We start from the raw sequence: 20,320 nt of genomic DNA, 5'->3' as shown, positions 1-20,320 counted from the left end.
GGGTAAGCCGCGGCATCAATCGCCACGAAACGGCAACCGCCCGTTGAAGGCACGGCTGAGAGTGCCGCCGTCGACATATTCGAGTTCGCCGCCCATGGGCACGCCGTAGGCCAGCCGTGAAAGCGTCACGCCGTGGGGCGACAGCTGAGCAGCGATGTAGTGCGCCGTGGCCTCGCCCTCCACGGTGGGGTTGGTGGCCAGGATCACCTCGCTGATGCCCCCCTCGGCGATGCGCGCCTCGAGCTGATCGAGGCCGATGTCCTCGGGACCGATACCGTCCAAGGGCGACAGGTGGCCGTGCAGCACGAAATAGCGGCCACGGTAACCGCCCGCCTCCTCGATGGCCAGCTGATCGGCCGGCGACTCTACCACGCACAGCAGGCTGTCGTCGCGCCGGGCGCTGGTGCACAAGGCACAGACCTCCTCCTCGGTGAGGGTGCGGCAACGCCGGCAATAACCGACCTGGTCGATGGCCTGCTCGAGCACGGCGGCCAGGCGACGACCACCGTCGCGGTCACGCTCGAGCAGGTGCATGGCCATGCGCTGCGCAGTCTTCGGGCCCACGCCCGGCAGGACCCGCAGCGATTCCATCAGTCTCTCGACGAGGGGGGAAAAGCTCATTCGATACCTCTAGAGGAGGGTTGACGCCGCATGGCCGAGCGCAGCCGGTTCGGGCGAATCAGAAGGGCATCTTGAAACCGGGCGGCAAGTTGAGCCCCGCCGTGGCCTCCTCCATCTTCTCCCGCGAGTTGGCCTCGACCTTGCGCACGGCATCGTTGACCGCCGCAGCCAGCAGGTCCTCGAGCAGTTCCTTGTCCTCTTCCATGACGCTGGGGTCGATGTCCACCTTGCTCACGTCGTGGCGGCCGTTCATGGTGACCTTGATCATGCCGGCACCAGCCTCGCCGACCACTTCGGCCTTGGCGATCTCCTCCTGGACGCGCTGCATCTTCTGCTGCATTTCCTGGGCCTGCTTCATCAGGTTGCCCATTCCACCTTTCATCATGGTCGTTCCTCTCACTTGGCAGTGTAAGACTGTCGGGTGTCAGGCCCTTGGCGCGAGGTCAGCCGGCTTGACGGTCGATTCGATCAGGCGCGCCCCAAAGGTTTCCTGCAATTGCTTGACGTGGGGATCGCGGTGCAGGGCGGCCACCGCCTCGGCATGGCGCTCCGCGGCAATTCGATCGGCCCGCTGACGAGGCGTTTCCACCTGCGTGGGCAACGCCCCCGGCTCGATAACGAGCTGCCGCGCAATTCCGATGCCCGCCAGTGCCTCCTGTACGCGGCGCACGTGGATCTCGGCGTTCATGGCCTCCTGCGACGGGTCCAGGCGCAGTGTCAGCCGGTTGCCGTCATCGGCTTCGACCACGCAGTGTGCCGCGAGGTTGCGTGTCAGCCCTCCCAGGCCCAGCGCATCGAAGCTGTCCAGCCAGCGGTCGTGGCTGAAGCGCTCACCGCTCGCCGCCTCGGCTGTAGCGGCCTGCGCCTCGGGCTTCACCGCTGGAGCATCGCTCGGGCGCTCGGGCGCCTCGAGAACGGCAGTGTCGCTCTCTTCCGTCGCCACCGCCATCTCTTGTATGGGTGCGTGTCGGGGAGCATGTCCGTGTAGGGGAGCATCGTGCGGTGCGGGAGCCGGCTCGTCGGCAGGCGGCTGGGGGAAACGCTCCTCCATGGATGGAGGCGCCGCTTCCGGCTGGGGCTCAGGCTGGGTCTGGGCCTGGAGCTGAGGCTCGGCCGGTGCCGGCGAGGCCTCGCCCAGCGGCGCCGCCATCTCGACTGGCAGCTCTTCCCAGGGCGGAGGCGGCTCCGGCAACGCGTCGGCCTCGACCCGAGCTTGCGGCGCGCTCGCTACAGGAGCCGGCCCGGACGGCGGTTCAGGTTCAGGCGGCTGACTCGAATCGGTGGATGCCGGGTTGTCGTCGCGGCTGGCAGCGGCCGGTGGTGTGCCCTCACCGCCCGCGGGTGCGGCAGGCGTACCATCGCCACCCGCTCCACACAGCGGCAGGGGCGTCCTGGCCGGCTGAGGCACCCCCTGAGGACGGAAGGCCAGCATGCGCAGCAGCGTCATTTCCAGTGCCGTGCGCAGGTCGGGCGCGTGGGTCATGTCACCGCGCCCCTGGATGCCGATCTGGTAGTAGAGCTGGACGTCCTCGGCGGTGAAGCGCGAGGCCAATGCCAGTATCGTCTCGCGATCGCCATGAGCGTTGTCCACGGCGTCCGGCACCATCTGTGCCACCGCCAGCCGGTGCAGTACGGCGGTCATGTCGTCGAGCACAGCGGCAAAGTCCGGCCCCTGCTCGGCCAATTGGGCGATCTCGGCCAGCAGCCGAGGGGCGTCGATATCGGCCAGGGCTTCGACCAGCGCCAGCACGTGGCGGTGGTCCAGGGTACCGAGCATGGCGGCGACATCGGCATGGCGGACCTGCCCCTGGCCGAAGGCAATCGCCTGGTCGGTCAGGCTCATGGCATCGCGCATGGAGCCGTCGGCAGCCCGTCCCAGCAGCCACAGCGCACTCTCCTCGAAACCGATGCCCTCGGCTTCGAGCACCTTGGCCAGATGGGTGACGATGCGCTCCGGCGGCATGTTCTTGAGCGTGAACTGCAGGCAGCGCGACAGCACCGTGGCGGGAAGCTTCTGCGGGTCGGTGGTGGCAAGCAGGAACTTCACATGCGGCGGCGGCTCTTCCAGCGTCTTGAGCAGCGCGTTGAAGCTGCTGGTGGAGAGCATGTGCACCTCGTCGATGAGGTACACCTTGTAGCGCCCTTGGGTGGGGGCGTACTGCACGTTGTCGAGCAGCTCGCGGGTATCCTCCACCTTGGTACGCGAGGCGGCGTCGACCTCGATGAGATCGACGAAGCGTCCCTCGTCGATGGCACGGCAGCTGTCGCATTGACCGCAGGGCGTGGAGGTGACGCCATCATCGCCATGGCTCTTGGCGGTACAATTGAGGCACTTGGCAAGTATTCTTGCCAACGTAGTCTTGCCGACGCCACGTGTGCCGGTGAACAGGTAGGCATGGTGCAAACGCCCTTGGTCAAGGGCGTTCACCAGCGCACGCTGAACGTGTTCCTGACCGACCAGTTCATGAAACGTACGCGGCCGCCACTTGCGGGCCAGAACCTGATAGCTCATTGCAGCAGAATTCCTTGCAGCGGGGCTGGCGGGCAGCCGGTCGGAGCAGGGCCTGCTTCGCCCCGGCGAGAAGTCCGGTGACGAGCCGAACGCGAAAACCCTCATTCTACCGGCTGAGGCCGGAGGCGCAAAGTTCACCCTTCGCGGAAATCCCCGCAGCGTGGCTGAGACGCCGCATCGGCACGTGCCCAGCGGCGAGGCTGTGCTAGCATGCGTTGAGTATTTTCGACGACCCTTGGAGTCACCATGGCCAAGCCGCGCTGCGCTTCCTACTATACCGCCACGATCCATCAGGAGTCGGATTATCCTCGGCTGCAAGGCGAGCAGACGGTGGATGTCGCCATCGTCGGCGGCGGCTTCACCGGGGTGGCCACGGCGGTGGAATTGGCCGAGCGCGGCTACCGGGTGGCCATCATCGAGGCCAACAAGATCGGCTGGGGTGCCAGCGGACGCAATGGCGGCCAGGTCACCGGCAGTCTCTCGGGCGAAGCCGCCATGCGCAAGCAGATGCGACGCACCCTGGGCGAGGCCGCCGACGATTTCGTCTGGAACCTGCGCTGGCGCGGCCAGCGTATCATCCGCGAACGAGTCGAGAAGTACGCGATTCCCTGCGATCTCAAGCAGGGGCATCTCCAGGCGGCCTGGAAGCCCTCCCACATGGAGACGCTGCGAGCCGATTTCCACGCCTGCCAGGCGCGCGGCATGGGCGAGCATGTCGAGCTGCTCGATACGCATCAGATCCGCGACGTCATCCGCACCGAGCGCTATCATGGCGGGCTGCTCAATCGCTACAACCTGCACCTGCACCCGCTCAACCTGTGCCTGGGCGAGGTGCGTGTGGCCGAACGGCTGGGCGCGCTGATCTTCGAAGACTCACCGGTGGAGCGGATCGAACACGGCCCCTCCCCCAGGGTCGTCACCGCCAACGGTGCGGTACGCGCCGAGCGGGTGCTGCTGGCGGGAAACGCCTATCACCGGCTGGAGCGCCGCCGCCTTGGCGGTCGCTTGTTCCCGGCCTCGCTGGGCATCGTCACCACCGCGCCGCTGGGTGGACTGGCCGAAGCGATCAATCCGCAGGACCTGGCCGTGTACGACTGCCGCTTCGTGCTCGACTACTATCGCCTCACCGCCGACGGCCGGCTGCTGTTCGGTGGCGGCGCCAACTACTCCGGCAAGGACTCTCCCGACATCGCCGCCGAGCTGCGCCCGCGCCTGGAGGCGACCTTTCCCCAGCTCGCGGTACGCCGATCGACTACGCCTGGCAGGGCATGGCGGGCATCGTGATCAATCGCATCCCGATGCTCGGCAAGCTTTCCGACCAGGTCTATTACGCCCAGGGCTATTCGGGCCATGGCGTGGCGACCTCGCACATCGTCGGCGAGATCATGGCCAAGGCGATCGCCGGCCACATGGAGGAGTTCGACACCTTCGCCGCCTGTCGCCACCTCAAGGTGCCGTTCGGCGACGCCCTGGGCAATCCGTTGCTGGCCATCGGCATGTGGTATTACCAGCTCCTCGAGCGCTGGCGCTGAGCTATGCCTGAAAAATGGCTGCACTTGGCCATACTGCGTTAAAATTCAGCTCGTGCGCGAGTCCGATCAAAATACTCATTTACACCAGTAAACTCCGTCTTCAGACTCGCGACATCCATGTCGCTCGCTCTTCGAGCAGCGGAGCTGCCCAAATCGGCTTTCCTGCCGATTTGTCGCTGAATTTTGCCTTGCGACCCACAGGGATGTGGGAAGTGCGTTGGCCCGTAGGGAACGGGCCTAGCCCTTTCCTTCGCTCGCCGATTTTTCAGACAAAGCTTCGGCATCATCCAACAACTAGAATAGCGGGCCGGCCATGACAGCTTCCTTTCCCGAACGTATCGACGCCTTCCGTATTGCCCGCCTGCCGGACATCCGCTTCAGTGCCGGCAGCCTCAGGCTGCTGCCGGGGCTGATCGCCGACTACGGCACGAGCGTGCTGGTGGTCACCGGCAGGCGCTCCTTCGTCGAATCGCCGCGCTGGAGCGAACTGGTCACGGCCCTCGAGGCGCAGGGTACGAGCTGGCGGCACGTCACCGTCGAGGGCGAACCCTCGCCGCAGCGGGTGGATGCCATCGTCGCCGAACATCGGGCACACGCCATCGACGTCGTGGTCGCCATCGGCGGCGGCAGCGTGCTGGATGCGGCCAAGGCGGTGGCCGGCCTGCTGCGTCCCGGCAATTCGGTGATGGATCACCTGGAAGGCGTCGGCCGCGGCCTGCCCTACCGCGGCCCGGCGGTACCGCTGATCGCCGTGCCCACCACCGCCGGTACCGGCAGCGAGGCGACCAAGAACGCCGTGCTCAGCGTGCAGGGCGCCGACGGGTTCAAGAAGTCGTTCCGCGATGAGCGGTTGGTCGCTGCCGTGGCGCTGGTCGACCCGGAGCTACTGGCGGGGTGCCCCAAGGCGCAGATCGCCGCCAACGGCATGGATGCCTTCACCCAGTTGCTCGAATCCTACGTCTCGCGCAATGCCAGCCCGCCACCGACGCCCTGGCCTGGTCCGGCATGCAGGCGTTCTGTCGCGGCTTCTGGTCGGCCTGGGAGGCGAATCACCCCGGAGCCGAACAAGGCTACGGCCAGATCGCCTACGCCTCGCTGATGTCCGGGGTGACCCTGGCCCAGGCGGGCCTGGGCTCGGTTCACGGACTGGCCTCGCCGCTGGGCGCCTTCTTCCCGATTCCCCACGGCACGGTGTGCGGCACCCTGGTCGCCGAGGCCACCGAGGTCAACGTCGCGGCGCTGCGCCAGCGCGAGCCGCACGCAGCGGCCCTGGCCAAGTACGCCGAGGTCGGCCGCCTGGTCGGCGGCGAGCGTGAACTGAGCGACGGCGATGCCTGCGATGCCCTGGTCGAAACGCTGCGCGAATGGACCCATCGACTCGACATGCCGAGACTCGGCGCCTACGGAATGGACCATGACGACATCGAACGCGTGGTCGCCGGCGCTCGGGGCGGCAGCATGAAGACCAATCCCCTGGTGCTGACCGATGCTGAGCTGGGCACACTACTCACACGCCGACTCTAGTCCTCGCCGGCCGGTGAAATCACCGTAGCGGGATAGTGCGCCAACAGCGCCCGCCCCTCCTCACGCAGGAAGTCGAGCACCTTGGCCTGTTTCCAGTTATCACGGTAGATCAGGCCGAAGCTGAAGGTCATGGCTGGCGAGAAGGGGCGCATCACCACGCCGTCTCGGGGAGCAAGCTGATCCTGGGCGGTGATCGGGTTCATCACCGTGATGCCGACATGGCTGGCCACCAAGGCGGTGATGGTGCCGATGTTGGCCTCCGTCTTGCCGGCGATCCGCACGCGGTGCTGGCTGGCCAGTTCGAGCAGCGGGTTGGTGCTAATGCTCGGCTGGTTGCTGATGACCAGATGCTGGTCGCGCAAGTCCTGCACGTCGATGCGCTCGAGCGCCGCCAGGTCATGCCCCTGCGGTACCAGGCACACCGCCTCGGTGGTGAACCAGGGCTCCACTCGCAGCACCCGCGAGGTGATCGGCAGGGTGACAAAACCGATATCGGCGTGACTTGACTCCACCGCAAGCTGCACCTCATGACTCGACATCATGTCGAGGCTGACGCTGAAATTGCGGTTGTATTCCAACAGCCCAGCCACCAGCCGCGGCACGAATCCGAATGACAGTCCGGGTATCGCGGCAATGCGCAGCCGCGAGGTACCGAACTCCTTGAGCGCCAGCACGCTGTGGCGCAGCTCCTCGATGTTGCCCATCAGACGCAGGATCTCATCGTAGAGCTCGCGTGCCTCGGGCGTCGCCACCAGGCGGTTCTTCTCGCGCAGGAACAGCTGTATCCCCAGATTCTCCTCGAGCTGAGCCAGCGAGCGGCTCACCCCCGATTGGGTGATGCCCAGAGTGCGCGCCGCCTGGGAGGCGGTACCGGCCTCGAACAGGGTCTTGAAGATCGCCAGCGCCTTGAGCGAGTGGATATTGACATCAGGCATGACTAAAACTCATCGAATTCAATAAAAAGATCATATATTGAAATACTTGGCGTTCGCTACATAGACTGCTGAACAACCGTTCACCGACACATAACGATAACGAGACGATAACGAGCGCACCCATGGCCCCATCCCCGCTCTTCTATCAAGCAGGACCTGCCCTGCCCGAGGTCAGCCACGCCAAGGGCGTCTACCTGTGGGACGATACCGGCAAGCAGTACCTGGATGGCTGCTCCGGCGCCATTGCCTGCAACCTGGGTCACGGCCGCGACGACATCCGCGATGCCATGCTCGCCCAGCTCGACCGCGTGGCCTTTACCTACCGCACCCAGTTCGAGAGCGCCCCCGCGGTCGCCCTGGCCGAGACCCTGGTGACCCTTACCCATCGTCAGCTGGAGAAGGTGTTCTTCGTCTCCAGCGGCTCGGAGGCGGTGGAGTCGGCGCTCAAGCTGGCACGCCAGTACTTCGTCGCCAGTGGCGAGCCGCAGCGCCAGCGCTTCGTCTCGCTGCGCCCCTCCTATCACGGCAGCACCCTGGGGGCGCTGGGCGTGACCGGCTACGAGCCGCTGGAAGCCCCCTTCGCCGACATCACCACCGCGTCGCTCAAGGTGCCTGGCCCCGACTTCTATCGTCATGGCGACGCCGACGACGCCTGGCACGTGACACGAGTGCTGGAAGAGACCCGTGCCACCATCGAGGCCGCCGGCCCCGAGACGATCATCGCCTTCGTACTCGAACCTGTGGGCGGTGCCAGCACCGGCGCGCGCCTGCTCGACCGGCGCTACCTGGAAGGCATTCGTGCGCTGTGCGATGAGTTCGGCTGCCTGTTGATTCTCGATGAAGTGCTGACCGGCGTCGGCCGTACCGGCGCCTGGTTCGCCTACCAGCACTACGGCGTGACGCCCGACCTGCTGGCTACCGCCAAGGGGCTCGGTGCCGGCTACTACCCGGTGGGGGCAGTGCTGTCGCGTGCCGATATCGTCGAGACGGTAATGGCCTCGGGCGGCTTCCAGCACGGCCATACCTATGCCGGCAACCCGCTTGCCTGCGCCACCGGGCTGGCGGTTATCGATGCCATGCAGCGCGAGCACGTGCTCGACAACGTGGCGGCCCGCGGCCACGAATTGAAGGAGGGACTGCAGGCGCTCAAGGCCCGCTTTCCCTGGGTCGGCGACGTGCGCGGCCTGGGGCTGCTATGGGGCGTGGAGCTGGTCGCCGATGCAACGACCAAGGCCCCCTTCCCTGCCGAACAGAACCGCTTCGCTCGCATCACGGCGCTGGCCAGGGAGGAAGGACTGCTGATCTACCCGCGGCGCACGCTGAACGGCGTGGCCGGCGACCACTTCCTGGTTACCCCGCCGCTGACCATCAATGCCGCCGACACCGCAGAGCTACTGGTACGGCTCGAACGCGCCATGCTGCGCTTCGACCGCGAGGTAACCGCCTCGACCGCCAAGGCCGCGACACCCTGACCGCCAGATGGAAAAGGCACCCTCATGACGCTACTCAATAGAAAACATCGCGCCATCGACGAGGCCATCGCCGCCATTCCGCACGGCGCCTCGATCATGGTCGGCGGCTTCGGCTCGCCGGGCACGCCCTTCGCCCTGATCGACGAGCTGCTGGCCCAGGGCCAACGCGACCTCACCCTGATCAAGAACGACGCCAACGAACCGGGCATCGGCATCGGCAAGCTGATCGCGGCCGGTCGGGTACGCCGCCTGATCACCTCGCACATCGGCCTCAACCGCGATGCCATCGCGGCGATGAACCGCGGTGAGCTGGAGGTGGAGCTGTTCCCCCAGGGGCTTCTCGCCGAGAAGATCCGCAGCGCCGGCGCCGGTCATCATGCCATTATCACCGACATCGGCCAGGGCACCGAGATCGCCGGCAAGCGCCGCGAAATCGAGCTGGATGGCCGCACCTGGGGCATCGAGCCGGCGCTCTACGCCGATTTTGCCCTGGTCCACGCCGAGCGCGCCGACCGCTACGGCAACCTGATCTACCGTGCCACCGCCAGCAACTTCAACCCGCTGATGGCCATGGCCGCCGATACCGTCATTGCCCAGGCTTACCGGGTCGACGAGCCCGGCAGCCTGATTCTCGAGGCGATCCACACTCCCTGCGCCTTCGTCAGCCAGGTAGTGGAAGTCGCCCGCGACACCAGCGAACAAGGGAGGCGCGTCCATGTCGGCTGATCAGCAACGCATCCTCGCTCGCGCCGCCCGTGAGGTGATCCCGGGGCAGATCGTCAACCTCGGCATTGGCCTGCCCACGCAGCTGTTCCACTACCTGCCCGACGAGATGGAGGTGCTGGTGCACTCCGAAAATGGCGTGCTGGGCTGTCGCCCACGCCATCCGGACGAGGCGCCGGACTGGGACATGATCGACTCCGGCGGCGCCTACATCGCCACCCGCCCCGGCGCCAGCGTGTTCGACAGCGCCATGTCCTTCGCCATGATCCGCCGCAGCCGCGTGGACGTCACCTTCATGGGCGCCTTCGAGGTCGACGAGCTAGGCAACCTGGCCAACTGGAAGATCCCCGGCAAGTTCTCGCCGGGCATCGGCGGCGCCATGGAGCTGGCGCAGAAGGTCCGGCGCCTGGTGATCCTGTGCTCGCACAACGACAAGCACGGCAATCCCAAGATACTCAAGCGCTGCCGCCTGCCGCTCACCGCCGAGCGCTGCGTGTCACGCATCGTCACCGACAAGGCAGTACTCGACGTCACGCCGCAAGGGCTCACCGTGGTGGATATCGCCGAAGGCTTGAGCGTGGCCGAGCTACGCGAGGCCACCGAGGCCGAGCTGATCGTCGACGAGCGTCGACTGGGGAGGTTCTGATGCTGAGCGCCATCGAGAAACGCATCGTCGCGCGCTGCGAAGCGCTGATGGACGACACCCTGGCGCTGACCCGCGACCTGGTGCGCGGCTACAGCGTGCTGGGCGAGGAGCACGATGCACTCAAGACCATGGAAGGCTGGTTCGAACGCCTCGATCTGCCGGTCACCCGGGTATCGCTGGATGCCCCGGACTTCGCCGACCACCCCCATCGAGCCCCCGTCGAATGGGACTGCGCGGGGCGCTACAACCTGGTGGCCCGGCTCAACGCCGACGCCCCAGGGCCGCACCTGGTGTTCAACGGCCACCTCGACGTGGTGCCGGCCGAGCCCAACGATATGTGGACCCGCCCGCCCTGGGAGCCGTGGGAGAAGGACGGCTGGCTCTATGGTCGCGGCGCCGGCGACATGAAGGCTGGGATCGCCGCCATGACCCTGGCCGTACAGGCGGTGCGCGAGGCCGGAATCACCATCGACTTCCCGCTGACCCTGCAGACGGTGATCGAGGAGGAGTGCACCGGCAACGGCGCCCTGGCCTGTCTGCACCAGGGCTACAGCGGCGACTTCGTGCTGATTCCCGAGCCCTTCGGCGCCCGGATCTATGCCGGCCAGGTCGGTGTGCTGTGGTTCCGCATGCGCCTGGACGGCGTGCCGGCCCATGTGCTCGACACCCGTGCCGGGCGCAACGCCATCGAGACCCTGGTCGAGTACCTGCCGGCCTTCAAGGCGCTGGAGGTCGAGATCAACGGCCTGCCGCGCCAGGCACCCTACGATACGCTCGACAGCCCCTTCAACCTCAGCATCGGCAAGATCGAGGGGGGCAACTGGGCCTCCAGCGTGCCCGCCCATGCCATCCTCGAGGGACGCGTGGGCTTCCCGCCGGGCATGACACCCGACGCGGTAATGGATCGCGTGCGGCGGTGCATCGCGGCGCGCCACGCCGAACTTGCCGACGGCAGTCCCGCGCCCCGGGTGGAGTTTCACGGCTTCCGCTCCGAAGGCCATCTGGTCGATCTCGAGGCGCCGGGCATCGAGCTGCTTTCGCGCTGCCACCAGGATCTGCTCGGCGAGCCGCCGGCCACCTATCTCTCCACTTGCACCACCGACCTGCGCGCCTTCCACGTCAGCGGGCGAATCAACGGTACCTGCTACGGGCCGGTGGCCCAGCGCATCCACGGTGTCGACGAGTGCGTGGAGATCGGCTCGATCCGTCACGTGCTGACTACCTACGCGCTGTTCATCCATCGCTGGGCGGAGATGGCCAGAGCCGCAGGAGATCGTTCATGAAGGAAGCGTACCTCGTCGACTATGCCCGCAGCGCCTTCACCCGTGCCCACCCACGCAAGCCGGAGGTGGACGACTGGGCCGACACCCGTGGCGACGCCCTGCTCGCCAAGGTGATCGACGCCCTACTCGAGCGCACCGGCCTCGACCCACAGGCGGTGGAGGATCTCAGCGCCGGCTGTGCGCTGCCGGTCAAGGAGCAGTGGAGCTTCGGCGGCCGCTACCCGCTGTGGCTGTCACAGCGGCTCGGCCCACATGGCCGCGCGTGTGCCAGCCGCCAGATCGACCAGCAGTGCGGCTCGGGGCTGGCCGCCCTGCGCAGCGCCGCCCGCGAGATCCAGGCCGGCGCGGCGGAAGTGGCCATGGCGGGAGGCTTCGAGAACATGACCCGCGTGCCGATGGGCCCCACGCTGTTCAAGGAAGGCGTATTAACCACCCCCGGTACCTTGCAGAACGCTCCCTGGCTCGAACTCGGCGTGGCGCTGAACATGGGGCTCACCGCCGAGCGCCTGGCGGAGTCGGCCGGCATCGCGCGTAACGAGATGGACGCCTTCGCCCTCGAATCCCACCAACGCGCGGCCCGCGCCGACGCCGAGGGCTACTTCGAAGGCGAACGCCTGGCATTGGCCAACTCCGCCGGTGAAACGATAGCGCGCGACGCCAACATTCGCCCCGACACCAGCGCGGAACGGCTCGCCGGGCTCGACCCGGTGTTTCTCGAAGGCGGCCGGGTCACCGCCGGCAACAGCTCGCCGCTGACCTCGGGCGCCGCCGCCACGCTGCTGATGTCGGCCGCTGCCATCGAGCGCCATGCTGCCAGGCCGTTGGCCCGCATCGTGGCATTCGCCGACGTGGGCGTGGCCCCGGAATCCATGGGCGCCGGAGCCGCTGCGGCCGCCCAGCAGGCACTGGCCCAGGCCGGCCTGTGTCCGGAGCAGATCGACGCCTGGGAGATCAACGAGGCGTTCGCTGCCGTGCCGCTTCACGCCATGCGACAGCTCGGACTCGATCCCGCCAAGGTCAACGTCTGGGGCGGCGCCCTGGCCCTAGGCCACCCGCTGGGCGCCACCGGCATACGCCTGGCCGGTACCCTGCCCCGCATCCTTGCCCAGCATGGCGGTCGCTACGGTTGCGCCACGGCCTGTGTGGGCGGCGGCCAAGGCATCGCCGTGATCCTCGAGCGGTTATGACGAACCACCTACACAAGGAGATATTCAATCAGCAAAAGCCGATCTTATGGATGATCCGCGTGGATGACCTGCGTGAATGAACTATGCGGATGATCTGTAGGGATAGCCTGAGGCATCCATGTGGCATGACGCGGTGCCGACCGCGTTACGACCCCATAGAAACACACCAACAATGAGGCAGGAATCGACATGAAGAATCACAACAAACCGTTTCATCGTCCCTTTTTCGCGGCCATGACATTGCTCGGCGCCTTTTCCCTGGCAAGCTTGCCGGTCCAGGCGCGAGACCTGCCAGACATTCAGGGCGACGTTTTCCAGGTTGCCAATTCCGGCGCTTACCCCCCTTTCAGCTATGTCGATACGGCAGGAAACCTGGTCGGCTTCGATGTGGATATCGCCAATGCCCTGGCCGACAGGATGGGTGTCGAGACCAATATCCAGACCTCTCCCTGGAATGGCATCGTCGCCGCCCTGGCCGGCGGCCGTTTCGACGCCTGTATCTGCAGCATGAGCGTGACCGAAGAGCGTGAACGGGCCGTCGATTTCACTGACAGCTACTACAGCTCGGGACTCTCCGTCTGGGTTCGGGAGGAAACCGACGACGTCAACGGCATCGATGACTTCGCCGGCAAACGCGTCGGTTCCACCCTGGGCGAAACAGGCAACCAGTGGGCGACCGAACATGGCGAAGGAAAATGGCGCAACCAGACCTTCCAGGGCCTGCCCGACATGCTCAATGCACTCACCACGGGCCGCATCGACGTCATGATCGCCGATGACATCCCGGTCTACGTGGCGCTCAATGAGCAGGACCTTGCCATCAAGCAGGTGGATGTCGGCGAATTGCCCAGTTGGCCTGCAGCCATCGCCGTGCAGAAGAACACGCCGGAGCTGAAGGAAGCCCTCAACATGGCACTGGCCGAGATCAAGGCGGATGGCACCTACCAGGGAATCGTCGATAAGTGGATCGGCGAAGGGGTCGAGTTCGACTGAAGGTTAGTGAGCCGGCGGGGCGCGAGCCCTGCTGGCCCGATAAGCCCATATCATAACAAAAGGTCAAGGGGACCATGGACATCAACCTGATGATGGAGATAGCGCCGCTGCTGGTGAAAGCGGCCTGGATAACCATCGATATATCGGCTCGAGGCCTGTTCTTCGGTTTCTTCATCGCCTCGGCGCTGGTGGCGCTGCGGACCTCACGGCATGTCCCCATTCGCTGGCTGGCTCGCGCCTACATCAGTGTCGTTCGCGGCACTCCCTATTTCGTCCAGCTGCTGCTGGTCTTCTATGGCGGGCCCGCGATCGGCCTGCGCCTGGACCCTTTCACCTGCGGCGTGGTGGTCGGCGCTTTCAATATCGGCGCCTACATGAGCGAGGCCATTCGGGGCGCCATCGAATCGGTCGACAGCGGACAGAGTGAAGCGTCACGGTCGTTGGGGTTTGGCCGCTTCGCCACGCTACAGCACATCATCCTGCCTCAATCGGCCGGATTGATGATTCGCTCCATTGGCGTGCTCGCCATCATCCTGGTCAAGAACTCTTCGCTGGTTTCCATCATCTCGGTGGTCGAACTGACCTATCAGGCACAACGCCTGATCGGCTCCACCTACAAGCCTCTGGAAGTCTTTGCCCTGAGCGCCCTGATGTACATCGTCATCATCTATGCGGTGATGGGCATCGTCGAGTTCCTCTATCGTCGCGCCACGCGGTACACCTATTTATAAAACCCGAGTAAGTCACCATGGAATTCGATTTCAGTCCCGTCATCACCTACTTCCCCACCCTCATCAAGGGGGTAGGTGCCACACTCCTGATAGGCGTGGTGGTTGCCCTCCTTTCGATCATTGGTGGCCAGATCGTCGCCGTGATATCCCTCTACACGAGGAAGGCCGTGAACTGGCCGCTGCGCTTCCTGATCTGGCTATTCATGACCACCCCGCTGCTGCTCCAGCTCTACTTCCTGTACTTCGGGATTGGGCAGTGGGTGCTGATACCGGCCATCGCGGTAGGCGTCCTCGGCCTTGGCTTCCACTACATGGCCTACAACGCCGATATCTTCATCGCCACCATCAAGTCGGTCTCGAACGGCCAGTACGAAGCCTCGCGTTCGCTTGGCTTCGGGCATCTCGCCACGATCTTCTACATCATTCTGCCGCAGGCGTTCTATCGTGCGATTCCCCAGCTCGGCAACAACATGATCATCATGGTCAAGGACATCTCGGTGCTCTCCGCCATCGGCATCGCCGAACTGGTCTATCTATCGCAATATGCCATCAGCGTGTCCTTCCGCCCCTTCGAGTTCTATATCACCATCGCGGTCATCTATTACCTGATCAACGTTCTGATGGAAACCGGCCAGTCGTGGGTGGAACGTCGTGCCGCTGCCCGCAGATAAAGAGGACCTGACATGACAACAGCAACAACAGACACTCCCATGGTGGAGCTCAAGGGCGTCAAGAAACGGTTCGGTGATCTCGAGGTGCTCAAGGGTATCGATCTCAAGGTCGAACGCGGCAAGATCATCTCCATCATCGGCCCGTCAGGATCGGGAAAAAGCACGCTGCTTCGGTCCATCAACTACCTGGAAGTCATCGATGCGGGCAGCATTCTGCTGGATGGCGTTCAGGTCAACCGGCCGGACTTGAAAGGCCTGGCCTTCGAGCGGCACATCAACCATATCCGCCAGAACATGGGCATGGTGTTTCAGCACTTCAATCTGTTCCCGCACCTTTCGACACTGGATAACGTGACGCTGGCACCAAGAAAGCTGAAAGGGATGGACGCCAGGAGCGCACGGGAGCTGGGCATGGAACTCCTGGACAGAGTGGGATTGGCGGACAAGGCCTCCGCCTATCCCAGCTCCCTGTCGGGTGGACAGAAGCAGCGCGTCGCCATCGCCCGCGCCCTGGCCATGCGCCCCAAGGTCATGCTGTTCGACGAAGCGACCTCGGCGCTGGACCCCGAGCTGGTGGAAGAGGTGAACCAGGTCATGAAGCGCTTGGCCGAAGAGCACATGACCATGCTCATCGTCACCCACGAAATGGCCTTTGCACGCGATGTGTCCGACTGGGCCATGTTCATGGACGGAGGCGTGGTGGTCGAGGAGAACACCCCCGAGCGCCTGTTCGCGCACCCCGACCAGGAACGTACCCGCAACTTCCTGCGCAAGCACCTGGCGAGCCAGGCCGTGGCGCAAGCACTCCCTTGAGCCGCCGCGGCGCCACATACGGCAGCGGGGAGGCCAATGGCCTCCCCGCTGCTGGATTAGCTTGCCGCCCGACTGAGGGCTGTCGACTCAGGCGCAGTCCGCCGCGCCTTGACCGAACATGTCGAATAACAGTTCGCGACCCATGGCGGTCAGCACGAAGCGACCCTGCTCGTTGTAGACGGCAGCCTCGCTGCTCTCCAGCACACGCTGGCAGGCATGCCACTCCTGGGAGGCTTCGCGCAGCTGACGCAGGGCGCGGCTATCGAGCCCGCGGAAAGGAATGGTGATGGTTTCCAGCACATGCCCCTGCTGGTAGAGCAGGAAAGCGGCGTTCGACAGGCACTGGCGCAGGCTACGCTGGATGCCGGCATTGGGCGTGGTGTCGGTCTGCATGTGCGCCTCCTCTCTCACGAGTTTTGCTGCGCTGCATATTAACACCAAAGTCGATATCGACCAAGGTCTAACACGAGAAGCAAATAGCCCTGCGAAGACGCTGGCAAACGCAATCCGCGCCAGCCAGGTCGGCTGGAACCGGCGATACCGCTGAAGCCAAGCGAGTCGGTGGCGGCAACGATGGAGCCGCGTTGCAGTATGGCGGCGAGGGGCCGTCGAACCGAAAGGAAGAGGAAACTCGGGGCAGAAATGGAGGCGGCCCCGACAGCCACATCCCGGCACACGCGGCCACCACTACCGTTGCTCCCTTCCGGGCCTGGCGGGGTTTGCGGTTTAGCGTTGCGGGAGGACCGACGAGGCCACCACGACACGAAGCCTTGCGGCTTCGAACCCGGCGTTGCATCAATGGCTTGCCGAGTGCGGGTGCACTATACCAGCGGCACCGGAGGGCGGCAAGGGGCGTCAGTCCTGTGGGGAGGCGGCATATCGACTAGGGTTAGGAAGAGAACGAGAAGGCAAGGAGATCGACCCGCCCAAGGAGGTTCCCATGAACAAGAATCCCGACAAAGGCTATATCGCGCTGCTCGGCTGGAGCCTCAACGCCATCGAGGCCGCCGAGAATTTCGATCGCCGTTATATCGTAGTGGCACCGGAATGGGCAGAAGAGTACTGCCAAAAGCACGATATTCCCCATGTCTCATGGAATTTCGAACGCTTGAACGACCGATCCATGGAAATCGCCGAAACCTTGCAGGAAATGGGAGTGGACGTGGCGATTCCCCTCTTCGAGGAAACCGTCGAATGGGCCGGAGCCATCAACTCGGTGCTGCTCGACAATCCACGGCTTTACGGACAATCGCTGCTGCTGCGCGACAAGGCCTTGATGAAGCGCCGCGCCCAGCTTGGCGGCATTCGTGTGGGCATCTTCGAGGAGGCCCATGACAAAGGCGACGTCATCCGCTTCCTCAAGCGCGTCAACCAGACCCTGCTCAAGCTCGACGGCGACCCCAACGACCCCATTCATCTCAAGGCTTTCGACAAGGCCGGTTGCCTGGGACATCGGGTGATCCGCACCCCCGACGAGGTCGATACCATCCCCGACGAGGAGTTCCCGGTGCTGATGGAGTCGCACCTGGACGGCTGGGAGTTCGCCGTGGAGGCATGGATCCACAACGGCAAGATCGCCTTTCTCAATATCTCGGAGTACGTCACCCTGGGCTATTCGGTGTTCGTGCCCGCCTCGCCGGAACTCGAGCAGTACCGCCCCCAGATCACCGCCCAGATCGAAAAGCTGATCAAGGCGTTCGACATCGATTTCGGCCTGATCCACCCGGAATACTTCGTTACCAGCGACGGCGAGATGTACTTCGGCGAAGTCGCCTATCGCCCACCGGGCTTCAAGGTGTTCGAGCTGCTCGAGCGGGTCTATGGCTTCAACGCCTACCAGGCCAGCATGCTGGTGTTCGATCCCAAGAGCACGCCAGAGGAGGTCGCGGCCTTCTTCCCCAAGGAGGTGGAGGATGCCAAGTGTTACGCCGGTTGCTTCGGCGTCTACCCCCGGCGCCGCGTGGTCAGCCGCCTGGAAATCCCCGAGGAGGTCGAGGACGAGCCGTACTTCGAGTCGCACGAACTCACGGCCCCGCTGGAAGAGACCGTCACCAAGCGAACCGCCTTCGGTACCCACTGGGGGCTGATCTACTTCAAGGGCGAGGACCCGCACCGACTGAGGGACCTGCTCAAGCACATGGAGGAACTTGATTTCTATGTCTGATCAAGGCGTCATGGGGCTACCTATCTGACGGCAAGGAGTCGGCGCGACTATGGATCGCCAATCGCAAGGCGCCACGCCGCCAGGCGACGACAAGCTCGCCGGCCTGCTGGCGAGATTCGACGAAGCGCTCGAATTACTGGCGCAGGCACGTGACTTTGCCAAGCCGGGCAAGATCCCCCGCGTACTCGACAGCGCTCGCCGCGTGTTGCTCCAGCCCGGCGGCGCGGCGGCGCTGGAGCCCCGCGCCAGGGCCCTGGAGGAAGCGGGTGTATTCCTCGATTCGGACTGGGCCACACCACAATACCTGCTGCCTTCGCTGACCACCCATTCGCTCAAGAGTCCAGATGCCAGTGTCGTGGCGATCGAGGCGTTGAGCGAACTCAGGCTGCTGGCGGTGGCCAAGGGCGACTACCTGCATCCGCTGGTCTCCGCCGAGCAGGCCCATCACTACCTCACCCAGGTCATGGCGCTCAACCTGTGGCTGCTGTTCAGCCCTCCCAGCGAGGCCGAACGGGAAACCAGGGACGCCTGGCGCAGATACCGCGCCACCTGTTTCATCACCTCGCCGAGCGCATCGGCTACGAGCACATCGTCGACAAGCTGATCGAGGAGATCTGGCGGATCCTGCAGCAGCGTCCGATCCAGGTCGACTCGGTCAAGCAGATGATCACCCAGATCGCCATCTGCCAGGCCGATCCCGGTATCGACCTGGGTGCCAGTGGCCAGGGAGCCGATCGCCTGGTGAGCGCCCTGTACGGCCCTACCCGCGCCTGCCGCGAGGATCCGGGGCTAGAGGTCTATCGCGAACGCCTCACGAGCCTGGACGCCAGTGCCCTGCAGAACGAGGCCACCGGCTTTGCCCGTGCCATGCACGACACGGGGCTGGTTTCGCCCTATCACCCGGTTCTGCTGCGCCACCTGCTCGATCATGGCGATCATCTGCTGGCCGAGGCCTTGGGGCTTTCCGCCACCGGGCGCGATTGCCTGCTGTGCTATCGCGAACTGGTGCATGCGCTGATTCGCGCCGCGGTGCACTCCGCCACCGCCCAGGCCGCCTATGGCCTGGCCTTGATGCTGGAGCGGGGCATCCTCTACCAGCCGCCCGTCGCGCCCGCCATGTGGCGGCAATTGAGCCTGCCGCTTTCCGAGTGGTCGCAGGCACGCCTCAACCTCGCCTTCGGCGAAGCGGTATCCCCGCGCGCACGACTGCTGGAGGGTGTGCTGTGCATGCTGGGGCTGCCCCTGGGCGTGGGCCAGGGCAACAACCCGACCTGCCAGTCGGCGCGCGCGCTCTCCATGTGGGCCTACAACGACCCCGATTACCTGCTGCAGATGGTGGCCTGGGCCGCCCGCGACGACGAGATCGTCATGCACTTCGAGGGCCAGGCCATCTCCTCCATGGAAAGCAGCGGCGGCGTGGCCCAGAGCCTGCCCATGGATCTCGACCCGGTATCGCTGATCGTGGTGCCCCACCTGGATCGTATCTACGCGGAGATGGGCCGGCGCTGCATCGGCCGCGAGGGCGACCCGCATCGCTGGGTCAACCCAGAGTTCCATGGCTGGTGGTCAGGCCGCGGCTTTCGCATCAACGTCGACGTCGCTACCGGACAGCTGCAGGAACTGGACACCTTCCTGCGCCATTTCTATGCCAGCTATCACCCCTACTACAACGGCAACCAGCCGCTCATTCATCCGCAGCCGGCCGGTATCGCCGTGACCGACAGCGCGGCGCGCTTCATCGGCTGGCACGCCATCACCATCCTGCGAGTATCGCTGGATCCAGCGGACATCATGCGGGTCTACTTCTTCAATCCCAACAACGACAGCGGCCAGAACTGGGGCGACGGCGTACGGGTCAGCACCGCCGGCAACGGCGAGCGCTTCGGCGAAGCCTCACTGCCCTTCGAGCAGTTCGCCTCGCGCCTCTATATCTTCCATTACGACCCTCTGGAGCGCGGCGAACTGGCTCGGATCAGCCAGGAAGAGCTGGACAGCGTGACCGACTACATACATCGCAGTTGGGGCGCGAATCGCATGCCTCCCGCCGACCTGCAGGCCGACAGCGGCCACCCGAACCCAGCCACTTGACCCATATCAGGACAATGCCGCGGGGGTCTGCCAGAATGGCAGTATCTCAATGTGAGGCTCGCTTCGAGGGAGTTCGAATGGATTTCAAGTTATTGATGGTTTTCGTCGATCAGGACCGGACCGATACCGTTCTGACTGCCGCACGGGAAGCAGGCGCCACCGGGGCTACCATCATCAACAACGCCCAAGGTCAGGGGCTCAAGCCGCAATTGACCTTCTTCGGCCTGGAATTCATGGCGTCTCGCAGCGTGATTCTTATTCTAGTGGAAGCCCGCCGTGCAGAGAGCGTGCTGAACGCCGTGAGCACGGCGGGCAAGCTCGACGAGAGTCTCGACACAGGCATTGCGCTGGAAATCGAGGTATCCAAGGCGCTGGGGCTGACGGAACATATCAAGGCCCTGAGCAAGGAGCGCCCGCTCGACTGA

General features: G+C 64.9%; 20 protein-coding genes, 1 other RNA gene and 1 pseudogene. 16 read left to right on the top strand and 6 right to left on the bottom strand.

Annotation, left to right across the window (positions count from 1 at the left end):
* Positions 1 to 15: 15 nt before the first annotated feature.
* From recR to dnaX, 3 genes are read right to left on the bottom strand one after another with little or no spacing between them, the layout of a single operon-like run.
* On the bottom strand, positions 16 to 621 hold the full coding sequence (gene recR, locus EKK97_RS08340) for a recombination mediator RecR (RefSeq protein ID WP_159551037.1): 606 nt from the start codon (positions 619 to 621) through the stop codon (positions 16 to 18).
* 58 nt (positions 622 to 679) lie between these two features.
* Positions 680 to 1,006 (bottom strand): YbaB/EbfC family nucleoid-associated protein, encoded by a 327-nt coding sequence (locus EKK97_RS08335; RefSeq protein ID WP_159551035.1) that lies wholly within the window; start codon positions 1,004 to 1,006, stop codon positions 680 to 682.
* A 39-nt stretch (positions 1,007 to 1,045) separates the two neighbouring features.
* Positions 1,046 to 3,133, bottom strand: a complete 2,088-nt coding sequence (gene dnaX, locus EKK97_RS08330; RefSeq protein WP_159551033.1) for a DNA polymerase III subunit gamma/tau — start codon at positions 3,131 to 3,133, stop codon at positions 1,046 to 1,048.
* A 246-nt stretch (positions 3,134 to 3,379) separates the two neighbouring features.
* Here dnaX and EKK97_RS08325 point away from each other — a divergent pair, with 246 nt between their 5' ends.
* From EKK97_RS08325 to EKK97_RS24460, 4 genes are all read left to right on the top strand, one after another.
* Complete coding sequence (locus tag EKK97_RS08325) at positions 3,380 to 4,417, top strand: NAD(P)/FAD-dependent oxidoreductase (protein ID WP_236551406.1); 1,038 nt, start codon at positions 3,380 to 3,382, stop codon at positions 4,415 to 4,417.
* Complete coding sequence (locus tag EKK97_RS24470; RefSeq protein WP_236551405.1) at positions 4,414 to 4,665, top strand: hypothetical protein; 252 nt, start codon at positions 4,414 to 4,416, stop codon at positions 4,663 to 4,665. The genes EKK97_RS08325 and EKK97_RS24470 overlap by 4 nt, the downstream gene beginning before the upstream one ends.
* Positions 4,666 to 4,978: 313 nt before the next feature.
* A complete protein-coding gene (locus EKK97_RS24465; protein ID WP_236551404.1) occupies positions 4,979 to 5,764 on the top strand; it encodes an iron-containing alcohol dehydrogenase in 786 nt (261 codons plus the stop codon).
* Complete coding sequence (locus EKK97_RS24460) at positions 5,671 to 6,189, top strand: dehydroquinate synthase/iron-containing alcohol dehydrogenase family protein (RefSeq protein WP_236551403.1); 519 nt, start codon at positions 5,671 to 5,673, stop codon at positions 6,187 to 6,189. Before EKK97_RS24465 ends, EKK97_RS24460 begins: the two co-directional genes overlap by 94 nt.
* On the opposite strand, the gene EKK97_RS08315 is transcribed toward EKK97_RS24460, so the two are convergent.
* Positions 6,186 to 7,124, bottom strand: a complete 939-nt coding sequence (locus EKK97_RS08315) for a LysR family transcriptional regulator (protein WP_159551031.1) — start codon at positions 7,122 to 7,124, stop codon at positions 6,186 to 6,188. The genes EKK97_RS24460 and EKK97_RS08315 overlap by 4 nt on opposite strands.
* A 122-nt stretch (positions 7,125 to 7,246) precedes the next feature.
* Between EKK97_RS08315 and EKK97_RS08310 the strand changes: the two genes are divergently transcribed.
* The 9 genes from EKK97_RS08310 to EKK97_RS08270 all read left to right on the top strand — a co-directional run bounded on the left by EKK97_RS08310 (position 7,247) and on the right by EKK97_RS08270 (position 15,643).
* A complete protein-coding gene (locus EKK97_RS08310; protein ID WP_159551029.1) occupies positions 7,247 to 8,596 on the top strand; it encodes an aminotransferase family protein in 1,350 nt (449 codons plus the stop codon).
* A 24-nt stretch (positions 8,597 to 8,620) separates the two neighbouring features.
* Positions 8,621 to 9,322, top strand: coding sequence for a CoA transferase subunit A (locus EKK97_RS08305; protein ID WP_159551027.1), 702 nt, complete (start codon positions 8,621 to 8,623; stop codon positions 9,320 to 9,322).
* Positions 9,312 to 9,965 carry a 3-oxoacid CoA-transferase subunit B gene (locus EKK97_RS08300; RefSeq protein ID WP_159551025.1) on the top strand — a complete coding sequence of 218 codons (654 nt, stop codon included), beginning with the start codon at positions 9,312 to 9,314 and terminating at the stop codon, positions 9,963 to 9,965. Before EKK97_RS08305 ends, EKK97_RS08300 begins: the two co-directional genes overlap by 11 nt.
* Positions 9,965 to 11,248 carry an ArgE/DapE family deacylase gene (locus tag EKK97_RS08295; protein WP_159551023.1) on the top strand — a complete coding sequence of 428 codons (1,284 nt, stop codon included), beginning with the start codon at positions 9,965 to 9,967 and terminating at the stop codon, positions 11,246 to 11,248. The genes EKK97_RS08300 and EKK97_RS08295 overlap by 1 nt, the downstream gene beginning before the upstream one ends.
* Positions 11,245 to 12,435 carry an acetyl-CoA C-acyltransferase gene (locus tag EKK97_RS08290; protein ID WP_159551021.1) on the top strand — a complete coding sequence of 397 codons (1,191 nt, stop codon included), beginning with the start codon at positions 11,245 to 11,247 and terminating at the stop codon, positions 12,433 to 12,435. The genes EKK97_RS08295 and EKK97_RS08290 overlap by 4 nt, the downstream gene beginning before the upstream one ends.
* Positions 12,436 to 12,624: 189 nt before the next feature.
* Positions 12,625 to 13,428: a transporter substrate-binding domain-containing protein gene (locus EKK97_RS08285; protein WP_234286416.1), complete on the top strand. Its 804-nt coding sequence runs from the start codon at positions 12,625 to 12,627 to the stop codon at positions 13,426 to 13,428.
* 74 nt (positions 13,429 to 13,502) lie between these two features.
* Positions 13,503 to 14,159: an amino acid ABC transporter permease gene (locus tag EKK97_RS08280; RefSeq protein ID WP_159551019.1), complete on the top strand. Its 657-nt coding sequence runs from the start codon at positions 13,503 to 13,505 to the stop codon at positions 14,157 to 14,159.
* A gap of 17 nt (positions 14,160 to 14,176) precedes the next feature.
* Entirely contained in the window at positions 14,177 to 14,830 is a 654-nt protein-coding gene (locus EKK97_RS08275; RefSeq protein ID WP_159551017.1) for an amino acid ABC transporter permease, read from the top strand.
* A gap of 12 nt (positions 14,831 to 14,842) precedes the next feature.
* Entirely contained in the window at positions 14,843 to 15,643 is an 801-nt protein-coding gene (locus tag EKK97_RS08270) for an amino acid ABC transporter ATP-binding protein (RefSeq protein ID WP_277987342.1), read from the top strand.
* Between the two features lie 87 nt (positions 15,644 to 15,730).
* Here EKK97_RS08270 and EKK97_RS08265 read toward each other — a convergent pair whose 3' ends face one another.
* On the bottom strand, positions 15,731 to 16,036 hold the full coding sequence (locus EKK97_RS08265; RefSeq protein ID WP_159551015.1) for a hypothetical protein: 306 nt from the start codon (positions 16,034 to 16,036) through the stop codon (positions 15,731 to 15,733).
* 259 nt (positions 16,037 to 16,295) lie between these two features.
* An RNA gene (ffs, locus tag EKK97_RS08260) (signal recognition particle sRNA small type) lies at positions 16,296 to 16,392 on the bottom strand.
* Between the two features lie 191 nt (positions 16,393 to 16,583).
* Here ffs and EKK97_RS08255 point away from each other — a divergent pair.
* The 3 genes and pseudogenes from EKK97_RS08255 (at position 16,584) to EKK97_RS08245 (ending at position 20,320) form a co-directional block, all read left to right on the top strand.
* Entirely contained in the window at positions 16,584 to 17,807 is a 1,224-nt protein-coding gene (locus tag EKK97_RS08255) for an ATP-grasp domain-containing protein (protein WP_159551013.1), read from the top strand.
* Between the two features lie 49 nt (positions 17,808 to 17,856).
* Positions 17,857 to 19,895: pseudogene (locus EKK97_RS08250) on the top strand (hypothetical protein).
* Between the two features lie 77 nt (positions 19,896 to 19,972).
* Positions 19,973 to 20,320 (top strand): P-II family nitrogen regulator, encoded by a 348-nt coding sequence (locus EKK97_RS08245; protein ID WP_159551011.1) that lies wholly within the window; start codon positions 19,973 to 19,975, stop codon positions 20,318 to 20,320.

It is taken from the genome of Billgrantia tianxiuensis (assembly GCF_009834345.1).
GTDB lineage: Bacteria > Pseudomonadota > Gammaproteobacteria > Pseudomonadales > Halomonadaceae > Halomonas > Halomonas tianxiuensis.
This window is presented reverse-complemented; position numbering and strand designations above follow the sequence as displayed.